Genomic DNA, 21881 nt, shown 5'->3' with positions numbered 1-21881 from the left:
AAGTGATTATTCAGTGGTTTGAATTGTAAACTAAAAAAAATTCTAGGATTCCCAGGATTTCTTTAGATACTTCGCTGTAGCGCTTGTATTTTATTCTATTCAAAAATTCGCCCGTTAATTAAATTACCAAGGCAAACTTTTAAGGATCTATGCTTTTATGATCTGTTCAGCTTTCAGTTGATAGTCTAGATATAAAGTTTTGTTCATTTCGAACATATCAATAAAGCCACCAACTTCGATCATTTTTAGCAAGCTAAGATTGCATTTTTGAATACGTGGAAACGCTTCGCCATTGTCAATACAAGTAATTTCATAATGACCTTTTGCGTGTAAAACTATTTTACCGTCTTGCACGTGCTGATAGATGTAGTTAAAACTTAATGAGGCTGTTGTATCATCAATAAGGGTAACTGTCATTTCAAATGGTCGGTGCGAATGTCCCCAATCTTTATTCAATTCGTTAAAGCTGTTTTCAAATGCTGCCACGCCTTCCAAGTTTCCACTCGGACTCAACCATTCAAAACCATCTTTATAAAGTAATTCACTTACCAAAGAAAAATCGGTATTCTTGCTTTCATACAATGAAAAGAAACGGTGCATCATTGCTTTGACTCTATAAATTCGCTGTTGTTCTAAAGCTTCCATATATTTTTATATTAATTTATATTCGCAAAGGAACCGTTTTTTTAAGTTAGCGGACTTGTCATTTGGCAATTAATACTAAATGATGGCAATTGATTTTCGAATTCTACTCAAAGAGAAGGGTGTTATTCCTAAAAAGGAAGCCACATGGTTTAAAGGTACTCTTTGTAAGATAGACGGATAGGTTTTTAAAAATTTTAAGTAAGAATCCTTGGCATCGAGATTAAGTAAGCTTCTTTGAAAATTGATTTTATTTACTAACGTTTCATTGACTATTTTTTGAAAAGAATTCTCCCATTCTGGTATTTCGGCACAAAATAAATCCCAAGAGGCTCTCGAAAACTGAATAACTTCGCAATTGGTTTCTGCTTGTATCGAACCCGAACTTACAGAAAATTCGAAAAAGCTAGTGATATTACTAACAAAATCGTGCTCTTTCATAAAATACGAGGTTATTTCATTTCCTTTATAATCCATAAAACAAAAACGAAAAACGCCACTTATTAAAAACGCCATTTGGTCGCATTTATCACCACTTTCAATAAAAAAATCGGAAGCTTTATAGTGATGCACTTCGGTATGATTAAGTATCAATGCGGTATTTTCATCAGATAACTTGATGTAATTACTCAGATGTTGGATTAGGTCGTTTTTCATAGTTAGCAACAAATCTTTTTAGGTAGTATAAAATCGTATGCAACCCTAAATATATTCTTTTTTGTTTAGAATAGTTAGGCAAGCGCTTATTTAAACGCTTCCTAGATCGTTATTCTTCAAAAATAAACTCTCCTTTGGTTTCTGCAGCCATAAGTCCCCATTCGATAATAAGGTTTAAAATGGGAACGAGAGTTTGACCAAATTCGGTTAAGGTATATTCTACTCGCAAAGGTGGTTTTTTGGTGAATACTTTTCTAACTACTAAACCGTCTTCTTCCAATTGTTTGAGTTGCAAACTCAAGGTTCGCTCCGTGATTCCTGGAATTTCTTTGCGTAATTCGTTGTAGCGTTTCGTGCCACTAATCAAATGAGTAAGGATTACACTTTTCCATTTCCCACCTATTAATTCCATTGCGGCACTAGTAGGACACCACGATATTTTGTCGTTGATCTTTATTTTTGGCTTTTTTTCGAAAAGTTCTTTCCTGTCCATAGCATTAGTTTTATATACATTATAAAGTGCAAAGATATAGCACTAATTATTAGTGTGCAACTATATTTTTTATAGTTAATTATTATTTTTTAAATAATTGAAATATAACTAGTTAAAAATTTATTTTATACTATACTTTATGACCGTTATTGTGTACATTATAAACTATACATACTTTTTCCACTATAAAAATGATAGTATAAATAAGTAACTAAATATAAAAATATGATTTTAAGTGACATTTTAAACAACCGTTATTCTGTAAAAGAATTTGATGCTACCAAGAAGATCTCAGAAGCAGATTTCCAACAAGTAAAAGATTTATTGCGTTTGAGTCCTTCTAGTATCAACTTACAACCTTGGCATTTTCTTATTGCAGATACAACAGAAGGTAAACAACGTATTGCAAAAGGTACTGAGGTCACTTTTCCGTTCAATACCCCTAAAGTTTTAGATGCTTCTCATGTAATTGTATATGCTGCGCGAACCAATGCAGACGAAGCCTATTTGACTAGTATTTTGGAACAAGAAGATAAAGATGGTCGTTTTGCGGCACAACAATTTAAAGACCAAATGCACGGTGGGCGTATGTTGTTTGCAGATATTCATAAATACGACCTTAAAGATTTACCACATTGGATGGAAAAACAAGTTTATTTAAATATGGGGTCACTTTTGTTAGGTGTTGCTGCATTAGGAATTGACGCTTGCCCAATGGAAGGTGTAGATGTAAAAGCTTTAGACGAAGAGTTTGGTTTACGTGAAAAAGGATATACTGCTTTAGCTGTAGTGTCTTTGGGATATAGAAAAGATACTGATTTTAATGCAAGCCTTCCAAAATCTAGATTTTCAGAGGAAGAAGTAATCACCATCTTATAAGTAATTTTTAAATCAAAAAAAAAACATCATGAAAAGCACCATAGTAAAATTCACCGCAAAACCAGAACACGCAACTAGTTTTGCAGCAACTTTAAAGGAAGCTCAAGCAGCAACACAAAAAGAAGCGGGTAATCACGAAATTAAAGTTTTTGTATCAAAAAGCGATGCCAATGTATTTTTTGTGTACGAACGTTGGTCAGACAAAGCAGCCATCGAATCTCATGACAAAGAGCCTCATACCCAAAAGTTAATGCAAATAGGTCAAACAGCCTTAGCGACCGCACCCGATTTTTACTTTTTGGGTGATACCAACCCTTTACCAGACCGTTCTAAATCTGCAAACGAAGACGACGAATTATTCATTATTTTCTTCATCTTTAAGTTCGATCCAACTTATAGAAAGCAAATTCTAACGCAATTTGAAGATCATATTACCAACACTCGAAAAGAGGAAGAAGGAAATATCCTTTTTGATTTATACACTGTTGACGGGCAAGAAGATACCTTGGCTGTTTATGAATATTGGAGAAAAGAATCTGATGTTTGGGACATTCATTTTAATCAACCGTACGCCATGAAAACAGGAAAATTGTTGGAAGAAACGGTAGATGGAGATTTGAAACAATACATGAATTTTGTAACAGAAATATAATCTTAAGCGACTTTTGCTCGAGAAATATTATTAAAATATATCATCAAGTTAAAATACAACTAACTTTAGTAGAGCGATTTAATATAAAATTAGCTTCAAAGACTACAGTTAATCAAAGCATAAAAAAATGAACATACTAAAAAAACAAATTGTCTTAATTTTTGCCTTAGGGATTAATTTACTGGCAGTAGCACAAACAACAAAAGAAGACAACTATGAAACAGGCGTAAAAATTGTAAACGAAGTTAATGGCGAAGGCGCTGCAAAAGGTCTAGAAGCGGCATTTAAAAGTGTGTCGCCAGATATGGCAGAATACATCATTCGTTATGGTTTTGGCGAAATTTACAACAGACCAGGTTTGGATTTTAAAACAAAAGAACTGCTCATCATCGCAAGTCTAACTACTCAAGCCAATGCAACATCACAATTAAAATCGCACATGAAAGCGGCTTTGAACGTAGGTGTAACTCCAAACGAGATTTCTGAAACCATGATTTTGTTAAGTCTGTACACAGGTTTTCCTGCTGCAAACAATGGGATATTTGCATTAAAAGAGGTGTTAAGCGAAGTGAATTATACCGAAACTGCAAAAACAAATGCTACCGATAAATTAACCAAAAACTGGGAACTGACAGGTTTCTCTATGCCAGAGTCCATTGTAGCATCGGCTACAGAAAATTGGTTGTATGTTTCTAATGTAAATAAAAACGAAAAAGGATACATCAGTCGAATCACAAAAGACGGAAAAGTTGATAATTACAACTGGGTTACGGGTTTAAATAATCCTGCTGGTTTGGCATTGTATCAAGACAAATTATATGTGGGTGATGGAACAGAGTTACATATAATTGATGTAAAAAAAGGCAAGATAATAGAGAGTATTGCTTCAAAAGAGGCAATGGCTTTAAATGACGTTGCAATTTCAAAAGAAGGGCAAGTTTTTGTTTCTGATATTGCTACTGGAAAAATTTTCACTCTCGAAAATAATAAGCTAGTGGTTTGGTTTCAAGCACCCGAAATTATGCATCCAAACGGACTTTTTGTAGACGGTGATTATTTAGTGATTGCCAATTTTGGTGCCGAATTATCGTTATCCTTAACTGCTGACAAATATGGAAGTATGTATAAAGTAAACCTAAAAGACAAGACATTTTCGATGCTTAAAAGTAGCTACCAACTAGGCGCTTTAGATGGATTAGCAGTTGTTAAAGAGGGATATTTGGTTACAGGTGGTACGGTTAGCGATTTGTTTTTTATAAACGACAATGCTAAAAAGTTAGTTGGAACTTTTCCAAAAGGTTTAGCAGATATAAGTATTCAAGGCAATACGCTATATGCGCCAATTCTTTTCAGTGATAAAATTGAATCTTTTTCATTGCCAAAAGACCTTAGTACTAGTAAAGTAGTTGATGAGAAGTAACAAAATGGAACCATCAAACTAACCATCTATAAATCTTTTGCCTTCGAAGATATGGCAAATGCGCATAGAGATGTAGAATTAGGAAGAACTGTTGGAAAAGTGATTGTAACTTTGTAATAGTTCAGCTTGTCCATTAGAAAATGACAGTATTATTCATCGAAAGCATCTCTATAATTATAGTTAGAGTACAAATTATTAATGCTTTAGAATATAAAAATCAGCTTAATTAATTCTGAAATTGAAAGAAAACATAAAATGGCGTTTGGATAACTATCAAACGCCATTTATTATTTAGAAAATTGATTAATAAGCATCAACAAAAAGTACTTGACCAGTGATGAAACCATCAACAGAACGCTCAAAAGCTTTCCCTACTAATCTACCAGGAACAGGTTCAAATCCAGGCATCATTTCACCATAAACATCCCAAGCTTCTTCTAAAACCGTTGGATTTATAGAGTTGATACGAATACCACGAGGCATTTCAAAAGCAACACATTTAACAAACGTATCTATTGCGCCACTTGTAGTTGCATCGGCAATTGCAAACGGAATTGGTTTTGTATTTAAAATCCCTGTAATTAGCGTGAACGAACCTTTATCAGCAATGTATTCTTGACCAATACGTACAAGATTAATTTGCCCCATCATTTTGCTCATAATGGTAGTCATCCATTGTTCTTCGGTCATTTCAGTGAAATTAGCATATTCACAAACTCCAACAGTATTTACTACGGCGTCAAAATGGCCTACATCTTTGTATAACTTTCTTAATGATTCCTCACTTGTGATGTCTACTTGAAAATCGTAGTCAGCAGCCGAACGTCCTGCAGTGATTACTTTATGTTTTCCTAAGCCGCTTAATGCTGCTTGACCCATTTTTCCTTTTGCTCCAATTAAGATTATCGTTTTCATATATTTTTTGTTTTAAAGTTATATGCAAATTTATGAAGGACGTAAAGAGTAGGACTAGGACATTTGTCTAATAAGTAATATTGGCCCTAATGCGGCTTAGATGTCTTTGGGTAATTCCTAAATAGGAAGCAATGTGTTGCAAAGGTATTTCTTGTATCAATTTGGGTTGCTTGTTCAATAAATCTAAGTAACGCTGCTGTGCCTTATCTTTTTGATGGTTGAAAATCCAACTCTCAAGATCAACATACTCTTTTTCTGCAATGATTTTTAAAAACTCCAACCATTTGGTATTTGACTTGGCTAACTCTTCCAACTTCTTTTTTGGGATCGAAATAATCTCAGAATCGGAAATAGCTTGCAAGTTTTCCTGAGATTTGTTTCCAGATATAAATGACGAGTACGCCATTAGTAAACTATTTTGAAAAGTAAAACAATAGGTAATTTGGTCGTCAGCATTCGAATAATAAAAAGACCGAAAAATTCCCGACACCACATAAGATAGATTGTCGCAAATTTCGTCTTGTTGTAAGAAAAAATTATTCTTTTTTATCGTTTTGTATTCACAAAGAGCTAAGAAGTGGGTGATTTCTTGACTGGTAAATAGATTAAAATTTTGTAGATATTCTTGCATTACAAATCGTATTATTCAGGTTTTTTATTTAAAGCTAAATTTTTTGCAAGGTACTTATTTAGTTTAGATTCACAGCTCCTTATGTAGTTGTCCTCAAATAGGTTTAAACTAAAAGTATAAAAATCAAAAAGCATACTAAAATTCAGTAATTTGCATACAACGAAAAGTAATTTGTATACAGATGCAGAATTTTATTCTTGTAATTTTGTACTTTAATAATGAATATCAAAATGTTAAAACGAATTTTAAAAAAAATAATGATAACAACACTTATAATAATTGGCCTTTTGGTACTCGCATATTTGGCATTTACCACCTTCTACCCTAGTTTTGGAGCAGATATTTCGAAAGAAAAACAGCTTACTTACCAAAACTCAGCACAATATAAAGACGGAAAATTCAACAATACCAAAGCAGTTCCGAAAGAGCTTAGTTTTAAAGAAAAATTGGATGTTGCTTATTATTTTTTCACTACCAAAGTAGAAAATGGCCGCCCAAAAGAAGATTTGAAAGTGCAAAAAATAGATTCCATTGACGTTGCCGATTATAAAGGTGAAGCACGGTTGGTCTGGTTCGGACATTCGGCTTTTTTGTTGCAAATAGACGGAAAAACAATTTTGCTAGACCCGATGTTTGGGAAAGTTGCCGCACCTCATCCTTTGCTTGGCGCAGATCGATTTAATTCGGAAATGCCGATTGCTATTGAAAAACTACCTTTTATTGATGCTGTTATTTTCTCGCACGATCATTATGACCATTTAGATTATGAAACCGTAATGAAAATTAAAGACAAAACGAAGCACTTTTATACACCTCTTGGAGTTGGAGAACACTTGAAAGCTTGGGGAATTCCAGCTTCGAAAATTTCAGAATTGGATTGGTGGCAAGAAATTAAATTCGAAACCTTAACTTTGGCTTGTACACCTGCACAGCATTTTTCGGGTAGAAAATTAAATAATGGTCAGAGCACTTTGTGGAGTTCGTGGGTAATTCAATCTAAAGAAGAAAATTTATTTTTCAGTGGAGATAGTGGTTACGCACCACATTTTAAAGAAATCGGAAATAAATATGGTCCTTTTGATTTGGCATTAATGGAATGTGGACAATACAACGATAAATGGTCGGATATTCACATGATGCCCGAAGAAACCGCGCAAGCTGGAATGGATGTTCGAGCCAAAAAAATCATGCCGATACATTGGGGAGGTTTCAAATTGGCAATGCACGATTGGAAAGACCCGATAAAGCGAGTGCAAGCAAAAGCAAAACAGTTCAATCTAGAAGTGATTACGCCAAAAATTGGACAAGAAATTTTGGTAAAAGAAAAAAAATCTTACAGCAATTGGTGGGAAAATTTATAATTTAATTCAAATGAAAGAGATCATCACCATAAACAGCATATCAGAACTGCATGACTTTTTTGGTTTAGAAAAGCCAAAGCATCCCTTGGTTTCGGTAGTTCGATTGGCAAAAGAGTTGAAAGATTTAGATATTGAAAAATTCAAATATTCTGTAGGATTATACCAAATTAGCCTAAAAGACAATTGCCCTTTTACCATCACTAATTATGGCAGAAATTCTTATGATTATCAAGAAGGTTCGATGGTTTTTATGGCGCCAAATCAGGTTTTGGAAGTCGAGAAACAAAATGTAAACCGCGAAGATACTGGTTGGAGCATCGTGTTTCATCCAGATTTAATTCGAAAATCAGAATTAGGTAAGAAAATTGGACAGTATTCTTTTTTTGAATATTCATCAAATGAAGCCTTGCATCTTTCCGACGAAGAACGTACAACGGTAACTGAAATCGCCTTGAAAATCGAACGAGAATTCAATAGCAATCTTGATGCGCACAGTCAAATTTTAATTATTTCAAACCTAGAATTGTTGCTCAACTATTGTGTGCGGTTTTATGACCGTCAGTTTTTCACTCGTACTAATCTGAATCAGGATTTTGTGAGCCAATTTGAGCAAGTAATTAAAGAATATTACAAAGCCAATAAACAAATTGAATTTGGAATACCAACAGTGCAATATTGCGGTGAAGCCATGAATATGTCGCCCAAATATTTAAGTGATTTATTGCGAAAAGAAACCGGTCAAAGTACGCAAGATCACATCCATCAATACATTATTGAAAAAGCAAAAAACCAATTGCTCAATACAACAGAAAGTGCGAGCGAAATTGCTTATGCATTGGGATTTGAATACCCGCAATACTTTAGTAAAATGTTCAAAAAGAAAACGGCAATGAGTCCGAATGAATATAGACACAGCATCAATTAACATCATCTAAAAATTAATTTAAAATGAAAAAAACAATTTTTATAACCGGCGCTTCTTCTGGTTTAGGAAAAGCAACGGCTTTACTTTTTGCTAAAAACGATTGGAACGTAATTGCAACCATGCGTAAACCAGAAAACGAAACCGACCTTACTGATGTAGAAAACGTTACGCTTCTACCTTTAGACGTTACCAATGCACAACAAATAAATGACACCATTGAAAAAGCATTGAAAATTTCAAAAATAGATGTGGTTTTTAATAATGCTGGTTACGGTTTAGCTGGACCTTTTGAAGGTGCAACTCATGAGCAAATAAGCAATCAAATCAACACCAATCTTGTGGGTGTGATGCACGTTATTCAGAAATTTCTACCTCATTTTAGAGAAAACAAAGCAGGTACATTTATTACGACTACCTCTATTGGAGGATTGGTTACTTTGCCATTTAATTCGGTTTATCACGCTACAAAATGGGCTTTAGAAGGCTTTAGCGAAAGTTTGGCTTTTGAACTTAAAGAATTTGGAATTAATGTGAAAACGGTTTCACCTGGTGGAATTGCTACTGATTTTGCGGGTCGTTCTTTGGTGATGACGCAACATCCTGCTTACCAAGAACAGATGAATAAAGTTTTATCGGTTTTTATGGATCCAGAAAGAGCCAAAGATTATTCTACTGCAGAACAAATTGCAGAAGTAGTTTATGAAGCTGCAACTGACGGAAAATCTACGCTACGATATGTTGCAGGTGCAGATGCAAAAGCGATGTATGCACAGAGATTGGAAGTTGGCGAAGAAGTTTTTAGACAAGGAATAGAACACACTTTTTATAGTAAATAAATTAAAAATGATAAGCAAACCAATACCTATGGAACCGATAATAGAATTTTTAAATAGTGAACGAAATTTGTACCTATTTGCAGGAATAATTGGTATTATTTCTTCGGTTGTTGGTTTGCTTTTCTTACTTTTCTCAAATCACAGGAGTTTTGCAATAACAATGCTTGTACTTGGCGTTTTAGAAATGGCAGTAATGTTTCCCACTTATATTAAATACCAACAAAAAATAGATGCTAAAATTACTATGTATAAAAGTGGCGTTCCAGAATTTATAAAAGTAGAAACTGTAACAACTGAAAAAGCTTTAATGTCATTCTTTAAACTAAAACTAATTTATGGAATTTTAATCATCCTACTTATTTTGGCAATGTATTTTATAAGTCCGAAGTCATTGTTTTTCGGAATATTTACAGCACTTATTTTACATTTAGCTTTGGCAATTACCATAGATAATTTTGGAGAAATCTATACCAAAAAATACTTAACCGAACTTATATTGGTGTAGAAACCTCATCTTTAATAATGATTTAAAAACCTTATTTCCGTTCTTTCTTTTAAAATTTTCCATCTTTTCAAGCGTAGAAATATATGGTCTTCCAGTAGCTATTTGGAATTGTTTGTATACTTTCTTATTGTGATTGTAGTTTACTAGCTTTTTTAGGATTAAAAGAGGATTTTCTCACAATGAGATTGGTTTTTATTTCGATAGTTTTAAAATTCAAATGGTCTTCAGATTTTATTTCTTCTATTAAATAATTTACTGCGGTCTCTCCAATTCTATTTCCGGGTTGATTGATACTGGATAAATTTGGTTTTATAATGGTGCAAAATATAGAATTACTAAAACCCACAACCGCTATTTCTGACGGAATTTTCACTTTGTTTTTTTTAAGCTCCTTTATTGCACCAACTGCAGCCAAATCTATGATGGTAAAAATTGCATCGGGTCTATTTTGCAAACTCAATAATACTTTGGTTTGCCGCTGTCCTTCTTCTATAGATAGATCTTCTGAACTCATAATAATGCTTTCATCTACTTCTATATTATGTTGGCGCAATGCTTTTAGATAACCATGATAGCGTCTTTCAGACACATTAGATTCATCCGTTTCTTTGATGATAGCAATTCTCTTTTTCCCAGTGTTTATCAAATGTTCCACTGCTTGAAAAGCAGCATCTTCATCATCAATAATTACTTGAGTACAAGCTACTTTATTAGAAATTCTATCAAATAAAATTAGTGGTACATGCTGTGTTAAATCTAGAATTTCATCTATGTTTTTGGTTTTTTTAGTTAATGATAATAAAACGCCATCCACGCCAAACTCAATCATTGTTTTTAGCTGCTCCACTTGTTTTTCGTCACTATTCATAGATTCACAGATGATGACTTTGTATCCGTTTTGCTCTGCAGTAGAAATTATACCTCTAAGCAAAGTAGCCGTAAATCTATGTTCTATATTAGGTATTACAACCCCAATTATATTGGTTTTATGAGATCTAAAACCTTTGGCAAATGCATTCGGAACGTATCTTACTTTTGCAGCGTGAGCTTTCACACGATCTTTAGTTTCTGTACTGATGTCAAAATGATCATTTAAAGCTCTAGAAACTGTAGAAATGGAAATACCTAGCTCTTTTGCCATTTTTTTTAAAGTAATATTATTGTTTTTCTTCATTTTTTGCTCAATTTTCACTAATATAATCGTAAAGTTATTGAAAAATTAATTACCGCAAACGTTTCCGCAAACGTTTGTGTCGATTTTTTGTTAATTTATGATAAAAGCAATTTGGTTTAAAGTATAGATTAGCCGATACATAAAAACAAAAATTTTTTAATAAAAATCTAATCAAAAAATTATGAAAAACTTTATCAGATTATTATTACTGGTGATTAGCACTTTTGCTTACTCACAAACTACCGTAAAAGGTACAGTAACAGATGAAAAGAACAATCCGGTGCCGCAGGCAAGTGTTGTTATTCAAAGTTCTGGAGTTGGTACTACTTCAGATGAAAACGGACAGTACGTCTTCACTACTGATGCTACTGGAAATCAAAAAATCAAAGTGAGCCTTGTTGGTTACAAAGATCAAACTAAAACTGTGAAATTAGAAGGCAGTGAAGTGAGTCTAGATTTTTCGATAAACGAAAACGTTTCTTCCTTGGATGAAATTGTATTAACCGGAACTTCGGTGAAGCGTTCACAAAAAGAGACCCCAGTTTCGGTAGTTTCTTTTACCGCAAAAGAATTAACAAAGCTAAATACAAGTAGCCAAGCGAATATCTTGAGAAGCGTACCTGGTATTACCACAGAAAATGGTGGTGGTGAAGTTGCATCCAATGTATTTGTAAGAGGTTTGCCTTCTGGAGGACAATTCCAATTTAACCCTATTCAAATAGATGGAATGCCGGTATTATCTACATTTGGATTAAATTCATCTGCGCATGATGTTTATTTCCGAACGGATATAGGAATGAAAAGTTTAGAATTTATTCGTGGTGGTTCTTCTGTATTATATGGTGCAGGTTCTGTTGCAGGTATTATCAACTATACCAGCGTAACGGGTTCAGCTACTCCAAAAAATATTTTGAAAACGGAAGTTGGAACTAATTCTAGATACAAAGCAGATTTCTTATCTAGTGGACAATTAGGAGGAAAAGATTCTAATTTATTCTATGCTCTTACAGGTTTCTATCGTTATGATGAAGGCCCAATAAAAACAGGTTTACCTACAGAAGGTTACCAAATACGTGGTAATATTAAGAAAGTGATGGACAAAAGCACCATTACATTCTCTGGACAAATGATAGATGATAAAGTACAATTCTTTTTGCCTTACCCATTGGTTGGTGGAAGCAGAACAAGACCTGTAGGAAATGATGGACAAACAATAAACACGCTACAAACAGCTGCAGTTTCTGATATTTCTTATGCTACACCAAACGGAATCTTTACATCAAATATTGCAGATGGAGTTGCTACAAAAGGTGGTTATTTCATGACTAATTTTGTTCATGATTTTTCTGACAATTTAAAAATTGACGCTACCGTTAGAAAATCTAACTATAAACATCAGTTTAATTTCTTTACAGATGGAAGCGGTGTTGCAGGTGCAAAAGCAGTAGAAACACAAGCACAATACAAAGCAGCAAGAGGAATTACTACAGGTAATTTCACAACAATAAATGGTGCAGCATTAGCAGCCAATGCACTTCTATATGAAAATAGAATTGTAGATAGAGTTCGTCCATTGGATGAATTGGTAGCTGAAATTAAAATAACCAACAAAATGGGAGTTCATACCGTTACTGCTGGTTCATTTATGTCTAGATCTTCTGCTGGAGATTTGAATATCACAACCAGTTACTTGAGCGAATATAACAACAGACCAGGTTTGGTAAATCTTTCTGGATATACTGTAAACGGTGTTACAAACACTGCAACTGGTTATTCTAATAAAAATATTACCAGTAATAAATTGGCTTTTTTCTTAACAGATCAAATCAAATTAGACAAATGGAATTTTGATATTGGTTTCCGTCATGAAACTGCTTCTGGAACAATTGAAAACGAAAAAACAAAAGAATACAATTTAGCTGGTACTCCTACTGCAACTGGTATTGCTGGAATTGACAAAGTAATTTGGGGAACTGGTGCTTACCAACGTGCAAATGTATCTACCAATGATTATGCTGTTTCTCTAGCTGCATTATACAAAGTTAGCTCTAGCTTAAGTGCTTACGCCAACTTTTCTAAAGGCTATTTCTTCCCAGAATTGCGTTCTGTGAAATTTGATGGTCTAGGAAATCCTAATACCTATTCCCCAGAAAAAATTATACAAGCTGAAGCGGGTATTAAATACGGACAAGGAAAATTATCTGGTACAGTAGCACTTTACTCTGCAAATTTATCTGATAGAAGAAACGTACAATTTATAAATGACCCAAACAATGCAGGAGCATTTATAGAAAAAGTAGATTTACAAGACACTAAATCTTATGGTGTAGAAACTACTTGGAATTATAGATTTATTGATGGTTTTGCGTTCAACGGAACATTTACTTATCAAAAACATGAGTTGACTAAATCTGAAAACAATCCAACTTTTGTAGGAAACAAATTGGCTAGACAACCAAATCTTATGACAAAATTGGGATTGGCTTATGATAAATCTAAAATTGATGCTAATTTGGATTTCAACTATGCAGGAGATAAATTTACCAATGATGCCAATACAATAGAATTACAAGGTTTTGGAATTGTAGATTTATCTGTAGGATATACCTTCACCGTAGGTTCTGAAAAAGAATCTCTTCGAATTGGTGTTCAAGGTTTCAACTTATTAAATTCTGAAGGAATCACAGAAGGTTCTCCAAGATTAGGTGATAATCAAACAGATGAGCAGTTTTTCGTAGGAAGACCTATTATTCCTAGAACTGGAGTAATGAATCTAACTTTAACTTTCTAATTAAAAAAAACAAATGCTTCTGCAATTTGTAGAAGCATTTTTTTTACCAAAAAATACATTTTATGACCACTGATTTATCTCAAGAAGCTCGGCAAATATTGAATGAAAATTTTCAAAATGGAGGTTATACTATTCCTTGCAAAGGTTTGTATCCCTTCCAATGGAAATGGGATTCTGGGTTTATAGCCCTCGGTTTTGCCCATTATGATATGGAAAAAGCTAAAACAGAAATGAAAACTCTTCTGGATGCACAATGGGAAAATGGTTTTATACCGCACATTGTTTTTCATGTAAATAGTGATACTTATTTCCCTGGTCCAGATTTTCATCAATCAGAATTGCATCCTCTATCCAACAAAAACTATCCTTCTACAGGAATGACGCAACCACCCGTTTTGGGTTTTACATTAGAAAAAATGTATCAAATTGCGGAAGATAAAGCAGATGTTCTTCAGTTTATTAAAGAAAATATAGACAAAGTTTACGATAATCATCATTATTTTTACACCAAAAGAGATCCTCAAAATGAAGGTTTAGTTTACATCTACCACAATTGGGAATCTGGAACAGATAACTCACCACTTTGGGATGATATTTGGGCAACGATGAACCCACCAACTTATACCTTCGTACGAAAAGACACCAAGCTTATTGATCCTTCGGAACGACCTTCTAATAGAGAATACGACCATTATTTGCACATCATAGATATCGCTAAAGAACATAATTATGATGACCAAAAAATTGCTGAACTTTCCCCGTTTTTGGTTCAAGATCCGCTGTTTAATGCAATGTTGATTAAATCGAATGAAGCAATGATTAATTTATACAAAATCATCGGTGGAAACGAAGATAAAATTGCACAATTGGAACAATGGCAAGCAAAAAGCAAAGCATCTTTTAATAAAAAATTATACGATGCAGAATTAGGTGCTTACATTCACTATGATTTAAGAAATGAAAAGCCGATTCGTTTTGTGAGTTCTTCTTCATTTTCGCCATTATTTGCGGGCATTCCTTCTAAAGAACAAGCAGCAACAATCATTAATACAATGATGACTAAATTTGGCGGAGACGATATGTATTTATGTGCATCTTTTGATCCTACGAACGAACGTTTCAACCCAAAAAAATATTGGAGAGGACCCGTTTGGATCAACCTCAATTGGATGTTGTATTTCGGATTAAAAGATTATGGCTACAACGAAATTGCAGAAAGAGTGAAATCTGACAGTACAGAATTATTATCAAAAGTCGGTTTTTATGAATATTTTAATCCTCTGAAATCTGCTTATGACACGGAAAACAAAGGTTATGGCGGCGGAAATTTCTCTTGGAGTGCCGCTTTGTATTTAGATTTAATAAATCAATAATTTAAAAAAAAAATTAATTATGAATTGGATAGATTATATCGTAATTATCGTTTACCTGATTGCCTTTTTAGGTTTAGGTGTTTACTTTAAAGAAAATAAAGATGCGAAAGATTATTTTTTAGGAGGCAAACAAATGGGTTGGTTTCCGTTGAGTTTATCTGCAATGGCTACCCAACTTTCTGCCATTAGTTTTATATCTGCACCCGCATTTGTTGGTTTAGCACAAGGAGGTGGAATGAAATGGCTGACTTTTGAGTTGGCAGTTCCACTAGCGATGATTGGTATTATTTTAATAATTGTACCACCATTATACAGAGCCAATATTGTAAGTATTTATGAATTTGTGGAAAGAAGATTTTCTACTTCTACACGAATAGTTTTGAGTATGGTTTTCCAAATAAGCCGTTCTTTATCTACTGGAGTTGCCGTGTACACCATTGCAATTATTTTACAATCTGTTTTGGATATTAGTTTTCACTACACCATTATTTTAATTACGGTAATCACCATTGTGTATTCTTATATGGGAGGTATGAAAGCCGTAGTTTGGGGAGATGCCATCCAAATGGTAATTTTGTTTGGAGGATTGTTAATCTGTATTTATTATGGTTGGGATTTACTAAAAGCAAATCCGAATTTTTCTGGGTTTGATAGTGAGCGATTGAAAGTAATAGATGTGCCTAATCTTGGTTTTGATGGTGGAACTTATGGACTTTTACCGATGGTTTTAGGTGGTTTGTTTCTATACATGTCTTATTATGGAACCGATCAAACTCAAGCACAAAGATTAATCTCTGCAAAAGACGAAAATGCATCCAAGAAAATACTATTAACCAAATCTGAAAGATGTAGATTTTACGGTAGTTTGCGATGTGAAAAACCCTTTATTTGGCAGCAATGGAGCCGCACATGTTTACGCCGCTCAAAAAGGTGCTTCTGTACATGAAATTGAACAACTGGATTTAGGTTTAAAAAACTTTAGCAAAAAAGTAGAACTATATCTAAATAAAAATGTTGCCAATCTACTTGGTGCAGGTGCTGCAGGAGGAATGGGAGCTGGTGCAGTTTGTTTTTTGAATGCCAAAATGCAATCTGGAATTGATTTTGTGATGGAGCAAACAGGTTTTGATGCTTTAATTAAAAATAATTTTGATTTAATAATAACCGGAGAAGGCAGCGTTGACAAGCAAACCATAGAAGGAAAAGTGATAAAAGGGGTAAGCGAAAGAGCGCATCAAAATAATATTCCTTTTTCGATAGTTTGTGGTGTTGTAAAAGATTTAGATTTAATAATTGATAATTTGAATCCAGAAAATATTCAGTCGATTATGCAGTTGGGAGTCACGGTAGAAAATGCGATGCAAAATGCGGCTGAATATTTAACTGAAATAAGCTACGAAATAATAAAATTAAATAAAACAATTGGTATTAAATGATTGATATAAATTTACCAAACGCCAGCAAAACAGAAGTTTTTGCTAGCATTACAAATTTTTTGAAAGAGAAAAATTTTAAAATAGAAAAGCAAGATACCACAAGACCATGGGGAGGTTTTTTTGTAATTGATGAAAGCCAAGCTGCAGATTTTGCAAAACTTTTTTTTCCGAATCTTGAGATGAATGATATTCAAATTACCAACAAATTAAGCCCTAAAATTCTGATAGTAGAACCAAATAAGAGATTATCTTGGCAATACCATTTTAGAAGATCTGAAATTTGGAAAGTAATTGGTGGAAAAGTAGGCGTAAAAACCAGCTTAACCGATGAAGAAGGCAAACTTCAAGAATTAGTTTCTGGTGCATTTATACAAATGGACAAAGGTGAAAGACATCGTTTGGTAGGTTTGGATTCTTGGGGAATTGTAGCCGAAATTTGGCAACACACCGATGCAGAAAATCCTTCTGATGAAGAAGATATTGTTCGATTACAAGACGATTTCGGCAGATAAACGAGCTTTACAGTAAAAAATAATAAACCCGCTATTGTTGATCAATGCGGGTTTTTTTATAGATTTTTTTTTGAACTACATTTTCTTTTTAAAATTTTCCATCATTGCAAGTGTAGAAATATGCGGTCTTCCTGCAGCTTTTTCAAAATCTGAAGGCACATCATTTGCACCGTTTTTAATGCCTGCATAAATGCCTGCAATTACGGTTCCTATAAAATCGCCTAATGCTGCTTTTCGCTCTGCTAAATAAGATTCAACGGAAACAGAATTAAAAACAAGATTTGTATTAAATTCTTGGTTGATGAAACTTACAAGTTCCGTTTGCGTAATCGCATTTCCAACTAGATTATAGGTATTTCCGTTATGTTTTTCTTCTACAAGCATTTTGGCGTAAGCAAAACCTAATTCTTCTCTACTAGTGTACGTACATTTTCCATCAGCAGCACAATTTCTAACTTCACCTTCCTTAAGATAAGTATCTATATATTCTAAATCGGGTTCGATGTAAATTCCGTTTCTGCCAATCACCCATTCTAATCCTGAAACTTTTATATCTTCTTCAGTTTGTCTATTCGTTTGCACAATCGGACTAAAAGCGTTGTTTTCTTCTGCTCCAACGATACTTGTGTACACTATTTTTTTAACACCATTTAATTTGGCTGCTTCAATTACGTTGCGGTGTTGTTGAATTCGCTTTTGAGGTTCATCCATTCCAGAAACCAATAATACGGCATCAATTCCTTTCAAGGCAAGTTCTAATTCTTGAGGATTGTTATAATCTCCTTTTCGAATTTCAACACCCAAATGAGCTGCTTTTTCTGGCGTTCGTGCAATACCAATTACATTTTTTGCTCCAATTTCGGCTATTAAATGCTTTACAATTGAAGATCCTAATTGACCACTTGCTGAGGTTACTGCTATTTTCATTTTACAATTAATTAATTTTTAAGGCACTTCTTTTTTTACGAATGCTGATGAATTTATTTTATACAATTGGTATTCTAATGATAAAACCAAGTCCGACAATGATGGCATAAATCAACCATGTTTTATCTAACAGAACGATGTGCAAAAGACTTAATAATACGATGATATAAACTAAACTTTGCAACTTTTTCCAATTCTTTTTTAGTGCGTTCATTGATTTTCTATTCGATGTAAAAAACAATGGAATCAATAGCAAAATAGCGATAAAACCTGCTACATAATTTACTTGAGTAAAGGTTTCTAAAAACCCGTCAAAAGCTAAAAATAGAATAAAATGAAGGAAACTCCAAACTGCAGTCGCAATTCCCATTGCTTGGCGAACGTAAAGTTTGGTAACTCCAAAAATAATAAAGACTGGTGTTAGCGTTAAAACTGCTGTCATCCAGCGAATAGCAAATTCACCCGAAATATGATACAGCATTTCTAAAGTAGTTTTGCCCTCCTCTCCTTTTCCTTCGATTAATGTGACAGCAAATCCATTAGAAAAATCGAAATTGAGCATATTTAGCAATATAAACATTGGCAAAATGGCTAATATTGCCACAATCATCCAACCGTAATTTATTTTCAAATAGTTCATTATCTTATAGTTAGTACATTTTGTTGCTATTCAAAGCCTCTTTCGGAATCTGCTGTATGCTATCCCAATGTTCTACTATTTTTCCATCTTCTGAAAATCTAAAAAAATCCATGGTAATATATTCATCATTATCTGGCCAAACTTGATGCGTGTGCAAAGCCACCAAATCACCTTCAGAAATGGCACGCACAAAATTGATGGTTTTTACAGGAAATTCTTCTTGCATTCTATCAAAATAATCTATAAAAGCTTGTGGTCCGTTTCCAACCATAGGATTGTGCTGAATGTATTCTTCGCCAACATATAATGCTACTGCTTTTGTGGGATTACCTTCGTACGCCATTTTGTAAAAAGCGATTGCATTTTTTTTATTTTCTTCTAAATTCATAAGCTCATTATTTAGTTTTTAATGCTTCTAATTCTTGTTCTAAAGCTTCTGCTTTGGTTTTAAATTTTTCCATCGCATTCTTTAACTGTCCTACTTTTTTAAGCAATTCATCATTTTGAATAGCTTGATAAGTAGTTTCTCCGTTGATTTCTTTTATTTTTGAACTCCCACCACAAGTTGGGCAATTGGCTACTTGACTCAAAACATTCATTTTATAAGGTACAAAGTTGCGAATTAAGGTAGAAACTTAAAAGGTTAATCTTCAGATAAAAATGGTAAATATGGGAAAACTGAAAAAAATTACGTTTTTTGTTCTCTAAATTCTTTCGGCGAAAGATGCACGTTTTTTTTAAAAAATTTAGTAAAATTAGTCACTTCATCAAAACCAGTTTCAAAGGCAATTTCTTTAAAACTTTTGTTGGTGGTAACAGTAGCTCTTTTGATTTCTAAGGTTACATAATCGTCTATGAAAGTCTTTGCCGTATTAATGGTAAATTCTTTTACAACTTGATTTAAATATTTTGTAGACACAAACATCGCATCAGCATAATCTTTTACATTTCGAGTTTCGGCGTATTTAGCTTCTACCAAATTTTTAAATTGAATAAAAACAGTATGATGTTTTGGATTTGAATTTTCCAATTTAGCTCCATTCGATTGACGTTCTAACTTCAGTAAATATAAATTCAACAATGCCGCAATTATATTTTCTCTGGCATACGTGTTTTCATTTTTTAATTCAGAAAGAAGTTGATTGATAAAGATTGAGTTTTCATTTTCTTCATTAAAAATAGGTGAAGTGATATGGTAATTATACAGATGAGAAATAATATTGATGGAAGATTGCGAAAAATGATTGAGTATAAAATCTTCGGTAAAGAGCAGTAAAAACCCTTCATATTCTGCATTTTTTTGAAAAGCATGCACTTGTCCTTTTGCAATTTTCAGCACTGTTCCAGCTTTTAATTGATAGTCTATTAAATCTACTTGATGAATTCCAGTTCCTTTTGTAACGATAAGCAAAGCAAAAAACGAAACCCTATGCGGCTGCGTTGGATTGTGATCTACTATGGTTGGTAATCTTGCAAATAGCTTTGCTAAATCTAAAAGTTCAAAAGATTGAGTGTTTTCAGAGCTTTCAAATGCGATGTTTGGTATTTTTTTCAAATCATTATTTTCAGCAGGTTCATTAAGCTATGAAATAAAAATAAGCAATCAAATGAGCTCGCCTTCAAAAAGCAAACCTCCTTTGTACATTCCCTTCAAAACGGGATGAATTTCGCTGCCTAATTTTGTTAAACTATATTCCACTCTTGGCGGAACTTCTGGAAAAACCGTTCTATTGATTAAGCCATCAAGCTCTAATTCTTTAAGCTGTTTGGTAACCATTCGCTCACTAATATCGGGCAATAATTTCACCAATTCATGGTATCTTTTATCCCCCTGAAAAAGATGCAAAATAATAGTTCCCTTTCTTTTTCCTTTGATTGTATTTATAAAGGTATCTATTGGGCAATAACTTTTTTTCATTTTTTTTATCCTTTAAAGTTTTATAAAGAGACGAAGCGGTACAAAATGTTCGTAGGTGCACAAATTGTAAGCTCTTGTACAGCAGTATATTTTCATCTAAATTTGAAGTAAATTTAAGTAATTCAATTAAAATATACACTATGAATACGCAATCTACCTACAAAGCTTTCCGAGTGGAAGAAAACGAAGGCAACTATATTTCTACAATTAAAGAGCTGGATTTTCCAGAATTATCTGAAGGCGAATTGCTCATCAAAGTAAGCTACAGTTCTTTAAACTACAAAGATGCTTTGTCTGCAACAGGAAATAAAGGCGTTACAAGGAATTTCCCACATACTCCTGGTATTGATGCAGTTGGAACCATTGTTTCCTCAAAATCTTCTAAATTTAATATTTCTGACGAAGTAATTGTAACCAGTTATGATTTGGGAATGAATACCGATGGAGGTTTTGCAGAATACGTGAAAGTTCCCGCAGATTGGGCCGTAAAACTACCACAAAATCTTTCTATGAAAGAGGCGATGATCTTTGGTACTGCTGGATTTACAGCCGGAATGTCTGTTTTGAGATTAAGCGAAAACGTGCAGCCAGAAGATGGACCCATCGTTGTTTCTGGAGCTTCTGGAGGTGTAGGTTCTGTGAGTCTTGGGATTTTACATCAATTAGGCTACAAAACTGTAGCTATCACTGGTAAAGAAAGCGAAATAGAATTTCTGAAAAATATTGGAGCAGATGAAGTAATAATGCGAGAAGATTTTGAAAAGATGGATCAAAAACCACTTCTAAAACCACTTTACGCTGGTGGAATAGATACTGTAGGTGGTGTAATCTTAGAAAATATCATCAAATCTACTTTTCCAATGGGAGCTGTAACTTGCTGTGGAAACGTGGCCTCTCCAAAATTAGATTTAACGGTATTTCCTTTCATTTTAAGAGGAGTTTCTTTGATAGGTATAGATTCCCAAAATTATCCAATGAAATATAGAGAAAAAGTTTGGGCAAAATTAGCCAAAGAATGGAAAACTCAAACATTAGCAGATACCGTTACAGAAATAACCTTAGACGAATTAGATGAAAAAATTCAACTGATGCTTAAAGGTCAATTGAAAGGTAGAACAATAGTAAATTTACTTCATTAAAACACACCGAAAATTTGGTATCCGTTTAAAAAAAGTAACGAAAGTTTTTAAATTA

26 protein-coding genes are annotated in these 21881 nt (G+C 33.6%); 14 read left to right on the top strand and 12 right to left on the bottom strand.

The window, feature by feature from the left end; all coding sequences use genetic code 11:
* Window positions 1–147 precede the first annotated feature (147 nt).
* From HNQ03_RS05890 to HNQ03_RS05880, 3 genes are all read right to left on the bottom strand, one after another.
* Window positions 148–603: a nuclear transport factor 2 family protein gene (locus HNQ03_RS05890; RefSeq protein ID WP_173778741.1), complete on the bottom strand. Its 456-nt coding sequence runs from the start codon at window positions 601–603 to the stop codon at window positions 148–150.
* Between the two features lie 117 nt (window positions 604–720).
* On the bottom strand, window positions 721–1299 hold the full coding sequence (locus HNQ03_RS05885; protein ID WP_173778740.1) for a Crp/Fnr family transcriptional regulator: 579 nt from the start codon (window positions 1297–1299) through the stop codon (window positions 721–723).
* A gap of 109 nt (window positions 1300–1408) precedes the next feature.
* Window positions 1409–1792: a winged helix-turn-helix transcriptional regulator gene (locus HNQ03_RS05880; RefSeq protein WP_317170347.1), complete on the bottom strand. Its 384-nt coding sequence runs from the start codon at window positions 1790–1792 to the stop codon at window positions 1409–1411.
* A gap of 225 nt (window positions 1793–2017) precedes the next feature.
* Between HNQ03_RS05880 and nfsB the strand changes: the two genes are divergently transcribed.
* The 4 genes from nfsB to HNQ03_RS05860 all read left to right on the top strand — a co-directional run bounded on the left by nfsB (window position 2018) and on the right by HNQ03_RS05860 (window position 4860).
* Window positions 2018–2671, top strand: a complete 654-nt coding sequence (gene nfsB, locus HNQ03_RS05875; RefSeq protein WP_173778739.1) for an oxygen-insensitive NAD(P)H nitroreductase — start codon at window positions 2018–2020, stop codon at window positions 2669–2671.
* A gap of 28 nt (window positions 2672–2699) precedes the next feature.
* Window positions 2700–3323 carry a putative quinol monooxygenase gene (locus HNQ03_RS05870; protein WP_173778738.1) on the top strand — a complete coding sequence of 208 codons (624 nt, stop codon included), beginning with the start codon at window positions 2700–2702 and terminating at the stop codon, window positions 3321–3323.
* A gap of 127 nt (window positions 3324–3450) precedes the next feature.
* On the top strand, window positions 3451–4743 hold the full coding sequence (locus tag HNQ03_RS05865) for a carboxymuconolactone decarboxylase family protein (protein WP_173778737.1): 1293 nt from the start codon (window positions 3451–3453) through the stop codon (window positions 4741–4743).
* 12 nt (window positions 4744–4755) lie between these two features.
* Window positions 4756–4860, top strand: coding sequence for a zinc-binding dehydrogenase (locus HNQ03_RS05860; RefSeq protein ID WP_173778761.1), 105 nt, complete (start codon window positions 4756–4758; stop codon window positions 4858–4860).
* A 186-nt stretch (window positions 4861–5046) separates the two neighbouring features.
* On the opposite strand, the gene HNQ03_RS05855 is transcribed toward HNQ03_RS05860, so the two are convergent.
* Both HNQ03_RS05855 and HNQ03_RS05850 read right to left on the bottom strand, forming a co-directional pair.
* On the bottom strand, window positions 5047–5658 hold the full coding sequence (locus tag HNQ03_RS05855; RefSeq protein ID WP_173778736.1) for a short chain dehydrogenase: 612 nt from the start codon (window positions 5656–5658) through the stop codon (window positions 5047–5049).
* Between the two features lie 67 nt (window positions 5659–5725).
* Window positions 5726–6289 (bottom strand): Crp/Fnr family transcriptional regulator, encoded by a 564-nt coding sequence (locus tag HNQ03_RS05850; protein ID WP_173778735.1) that lies wholly within the window; start codon window positions 6287–6289, stop codon window positions 5726–5728.
* A 257-nt stretch (window positions 6290–6546) separates the two neighbouring features.
* Between HNQ03_RS05850 and HNQ03_RS05845 the strand changes: the two genes are divergently transcribed.
* Genes HNQ03_RS05845 through HNQ03_RS05830 form a run of 4 tightly spaced genes read left to right on the top strand, consistent with a single transcriptional unit; the run spans window position 6547 to window position 9916 of the window.
* Window positions 6547–7650 carry an MBL fold metallo-hydrolase gene (locus HNQ03_RS05845; protein ID WP_173778734.1) on the top strand — a complete coding sequence of 368 codons (1104 nt, stop codon included), beginning with the start codon at window positions 6547–6549 and terminating at the stop codon, window positions 7648–7650.
* 10 nt (window positions 7651–7660) lie between these two features.
* The gene (locus tag HNQ03_RS05840) at window positions 7661–8575 is read left to right on the top strand and encodes a helix-turn-helix domain-containing protein (RefSeq protein ID WP_173778733.1); all 915 of its coding nucleotides are present in this window, start codon (window positions 7661–7663) and stop codon (window positions 8573–8575) included.
* A 23-nt stretch (window positions 8576–8598) separates the two neighbouring features.
* Window positions 8599–9411 (top strand): SDR family oxidoreductase, encoded by an 813-nt coding sequence (locus HNQ03_RS05835; RefSeq protein ID WP_173778732.1) that lies wholly within the window; start codon window positions 8599–8601, stop codon window positions 9409–9411.
* A 28-nt stretch (window positions 9412–9439) separates the two neighbouring features.
* On the top strand, window positions 9440–9916 hold the full coding sequence (locus HNQ03_RS05830) for a hypothetical protein (protein WP_173778731.1): 477 nt from the start codon (window positions 9440–9442) through the stop codon (window positions 9914–9916).
* Between the two features lie 124 nt (window positions 9917–10040).
* On the opposite strand, the gene HNQ03_RS05825 is transcribed toward HNQ03_RS05830, so the two are convergent.
* Window positions 10041–11057, bottom strand: a complete 1017-nt coding sequence (locus HNQ03_RS05825) for a LacI family DNA-binding transcriptional regulator (protein ID WP_382404993.1) — start codon at window positions 11055–11057, stop codon at window positions 10041–10043.
* A gap of 214 nt (window positions 11058–11271) precedes the next feature.
* On the opposite strand from HNQ03_RS05825, the gene HNQ03_RS05820 reads away from it, so the two are divergent.
* From HNQ03_RS05820 to HNQ03_RS05800, 5 genes are all read left to right on the top strand, one after another.
* The gene (locus tag HNQ03_RS05820) at window positions 11272–13881 is read left to right on the top strand and encodes a TonB-dependent receptor (protein ID WP_173778729.1); all 2610 of its coding nucleotides are present in this window, start codon (window positions 11272–11274) and stop codon (window positions 13879–13881) included.
* A 62-nt stretch (window positions 13882–13943) separates the two neighbouring features.
* The gene (locus tag HNQ03_RS05815) at window positions 13944–15254 is read left to right on the top strand and encodes an amylo-alpha-1,6-glucosidase (RefSeq protein WP_173778728.1); all 1311 of its coding nucleotides are present in this window, start codon (window positions 13944–13946) and stop codon (window positions 15252–15254) included.
* A gap of 19 nt (window positions 15255–15273) precedes the next feature.
* Window positions 15274–16200: a sodium:solute symporter family transporter gene (locus HNQ03_RS05810; protein ID WP_173778727.1), complete on the top strand. Its 927-nt coding sequence runs from the start codon at window positions 15274–15276 to the stop codon at window positions 16198–16200.
* Window positions 16127–16690 carry a glycerate kinase gene (locus HNQ03_RS05805; protein WP_173778726.1) on the top strand — a complete coding sequence of 188 codons (564 nt, stop codon included), beginning with the start codon at window positions 16127–16129 and terminating at the stop codon, window positions 16688–16690. The genes HNQ03_RS05810 and HNQ03_RS05805 overlap by 74 nt, the downstream gene beginning before the upstream one ends.
* Entirely contained in the window at window positions 16687–17202 is a 516-nt protein-coding gene (locus HNQ03_RS05800; protein ID WP_173778725.1) for a cupin domain-containing protein, read from the top strand. The genes HNQ03_RS05805 and HNQ03_RS05800 overlap by 4 nt, the downstream gene beginning before the upstream one ends.
* A 75-nt stretch (window positions 17203–17277) precedes the next feature.
* Here HNQ03_RS05800 and HNQ03_RS05795 read toward each other — a convergent pair whose 3' ends face one another.
* The 6 genes from HNQ03_RS05795 to HNQ03_RS05770 all read right to left on the bottom strand — a co-directional run bounded on the left by HNQ03_RS05795 (window position 17278) and on the right by HNQ03_RS05770 (window position 20687).
* On the bottom strand, window positions 17278–18129 hold the full coding sequence (locus tag HNQ03_RS05795; RefSeq protein ID WP_173778724.1) for an SDR family oxidoreductase: 852 nt from the start codon (window positions 18127–18129) through the stop codon (window positions 17278–17280).
* A 58-nt stretch (window positions 18130–18187) separates the two neighbouring features.
* On the bottom strand, window positions 18188–18769 hold the full coding sequence (locus HNQ03_RS05790) for a ferric reductase-like transmembrane domain-containing protein (protein WP_173778723.1): 582 nt from the start codon (window positions 18767–18769) through the stop codon (window positions 18188–18190).
* A 10-nt stretch (window positions 18770–18779) separates the two neighbouring features.
* Entirely contained in the window at window positions 18780–19157 is a 378-nt protein-coding gene (locus tag HNQ03_RS05785; RefSeq protein WP_173778722.1) for a nuclear transport factor 2 family protein, read from the bottom strand.
* 7 nt (window positions 19158–19164) lie between these two features.
* Entirely contained in the window at window positions 19165–19368 is a 204-nt protein-coding gene (locus HNQ03_RS05780; RefSeq protein WP_173778721.1) for a hypothetical protein, read from the bottom strand.
* Window positions 19369–19457: 89 nt separating this feature from the next.
* Window positions 19458–20324, bottom strand: coding sequence for an AraC family transcriptional regulator (locus HNQ03_RS05775; protein ID WP_173778720.1), 867 nt, complete (start codon window positions 20322–20324; stop codon window positions 19458–19460).
* Between the two features lie 48 nt (window positions 20325–20372).
* Window positions 20373–20687 (bottom strand): winged helix-turn-helix transcriptional regulator, encoded by a 315-nt coding sequence (locus tag HNQ03_RS05770; protein ID WP_173778719.1) that lies wholly within the window; start codon window positions 20685–20687, stop codon window positions 20373–20375.
* 140 nt (window positions 20688–20827) lie between these two features.
* Between HNQ03_RS05770 and HNQ03_RS05765 the strand changes: the two genes are divergently transcribed.
* Complete coding sequence (locus HNQ03_RS05765) at window positions 20828–21826, top strand: YhdH/YhfP family quinone oxidoreductase (protein ID WP_173778718.1); 999 nt, start codon at window positions 20828–20830, stop codon at window positions 21824–21826.
* Window positions 21827–21881: the final 55 nt, after the last annotated feature.

It is taken from the genome of Frigoriflavimonas asaccharolytica (genome assembly GCF_013294015.1).
Classification (GTDB): Bacteria; Bacteroidota; Bacteroidia; order Flavobacteriales; family Weeksellaceae; genus Frigoriflavimonas; species Frigoriflavimonas asaccharolytica.
The sequence above is the reverse complement of the archived record's forward strand: the minus strand, read 5'-3'. Positions and strand labels throughout refer to the sequence as shown.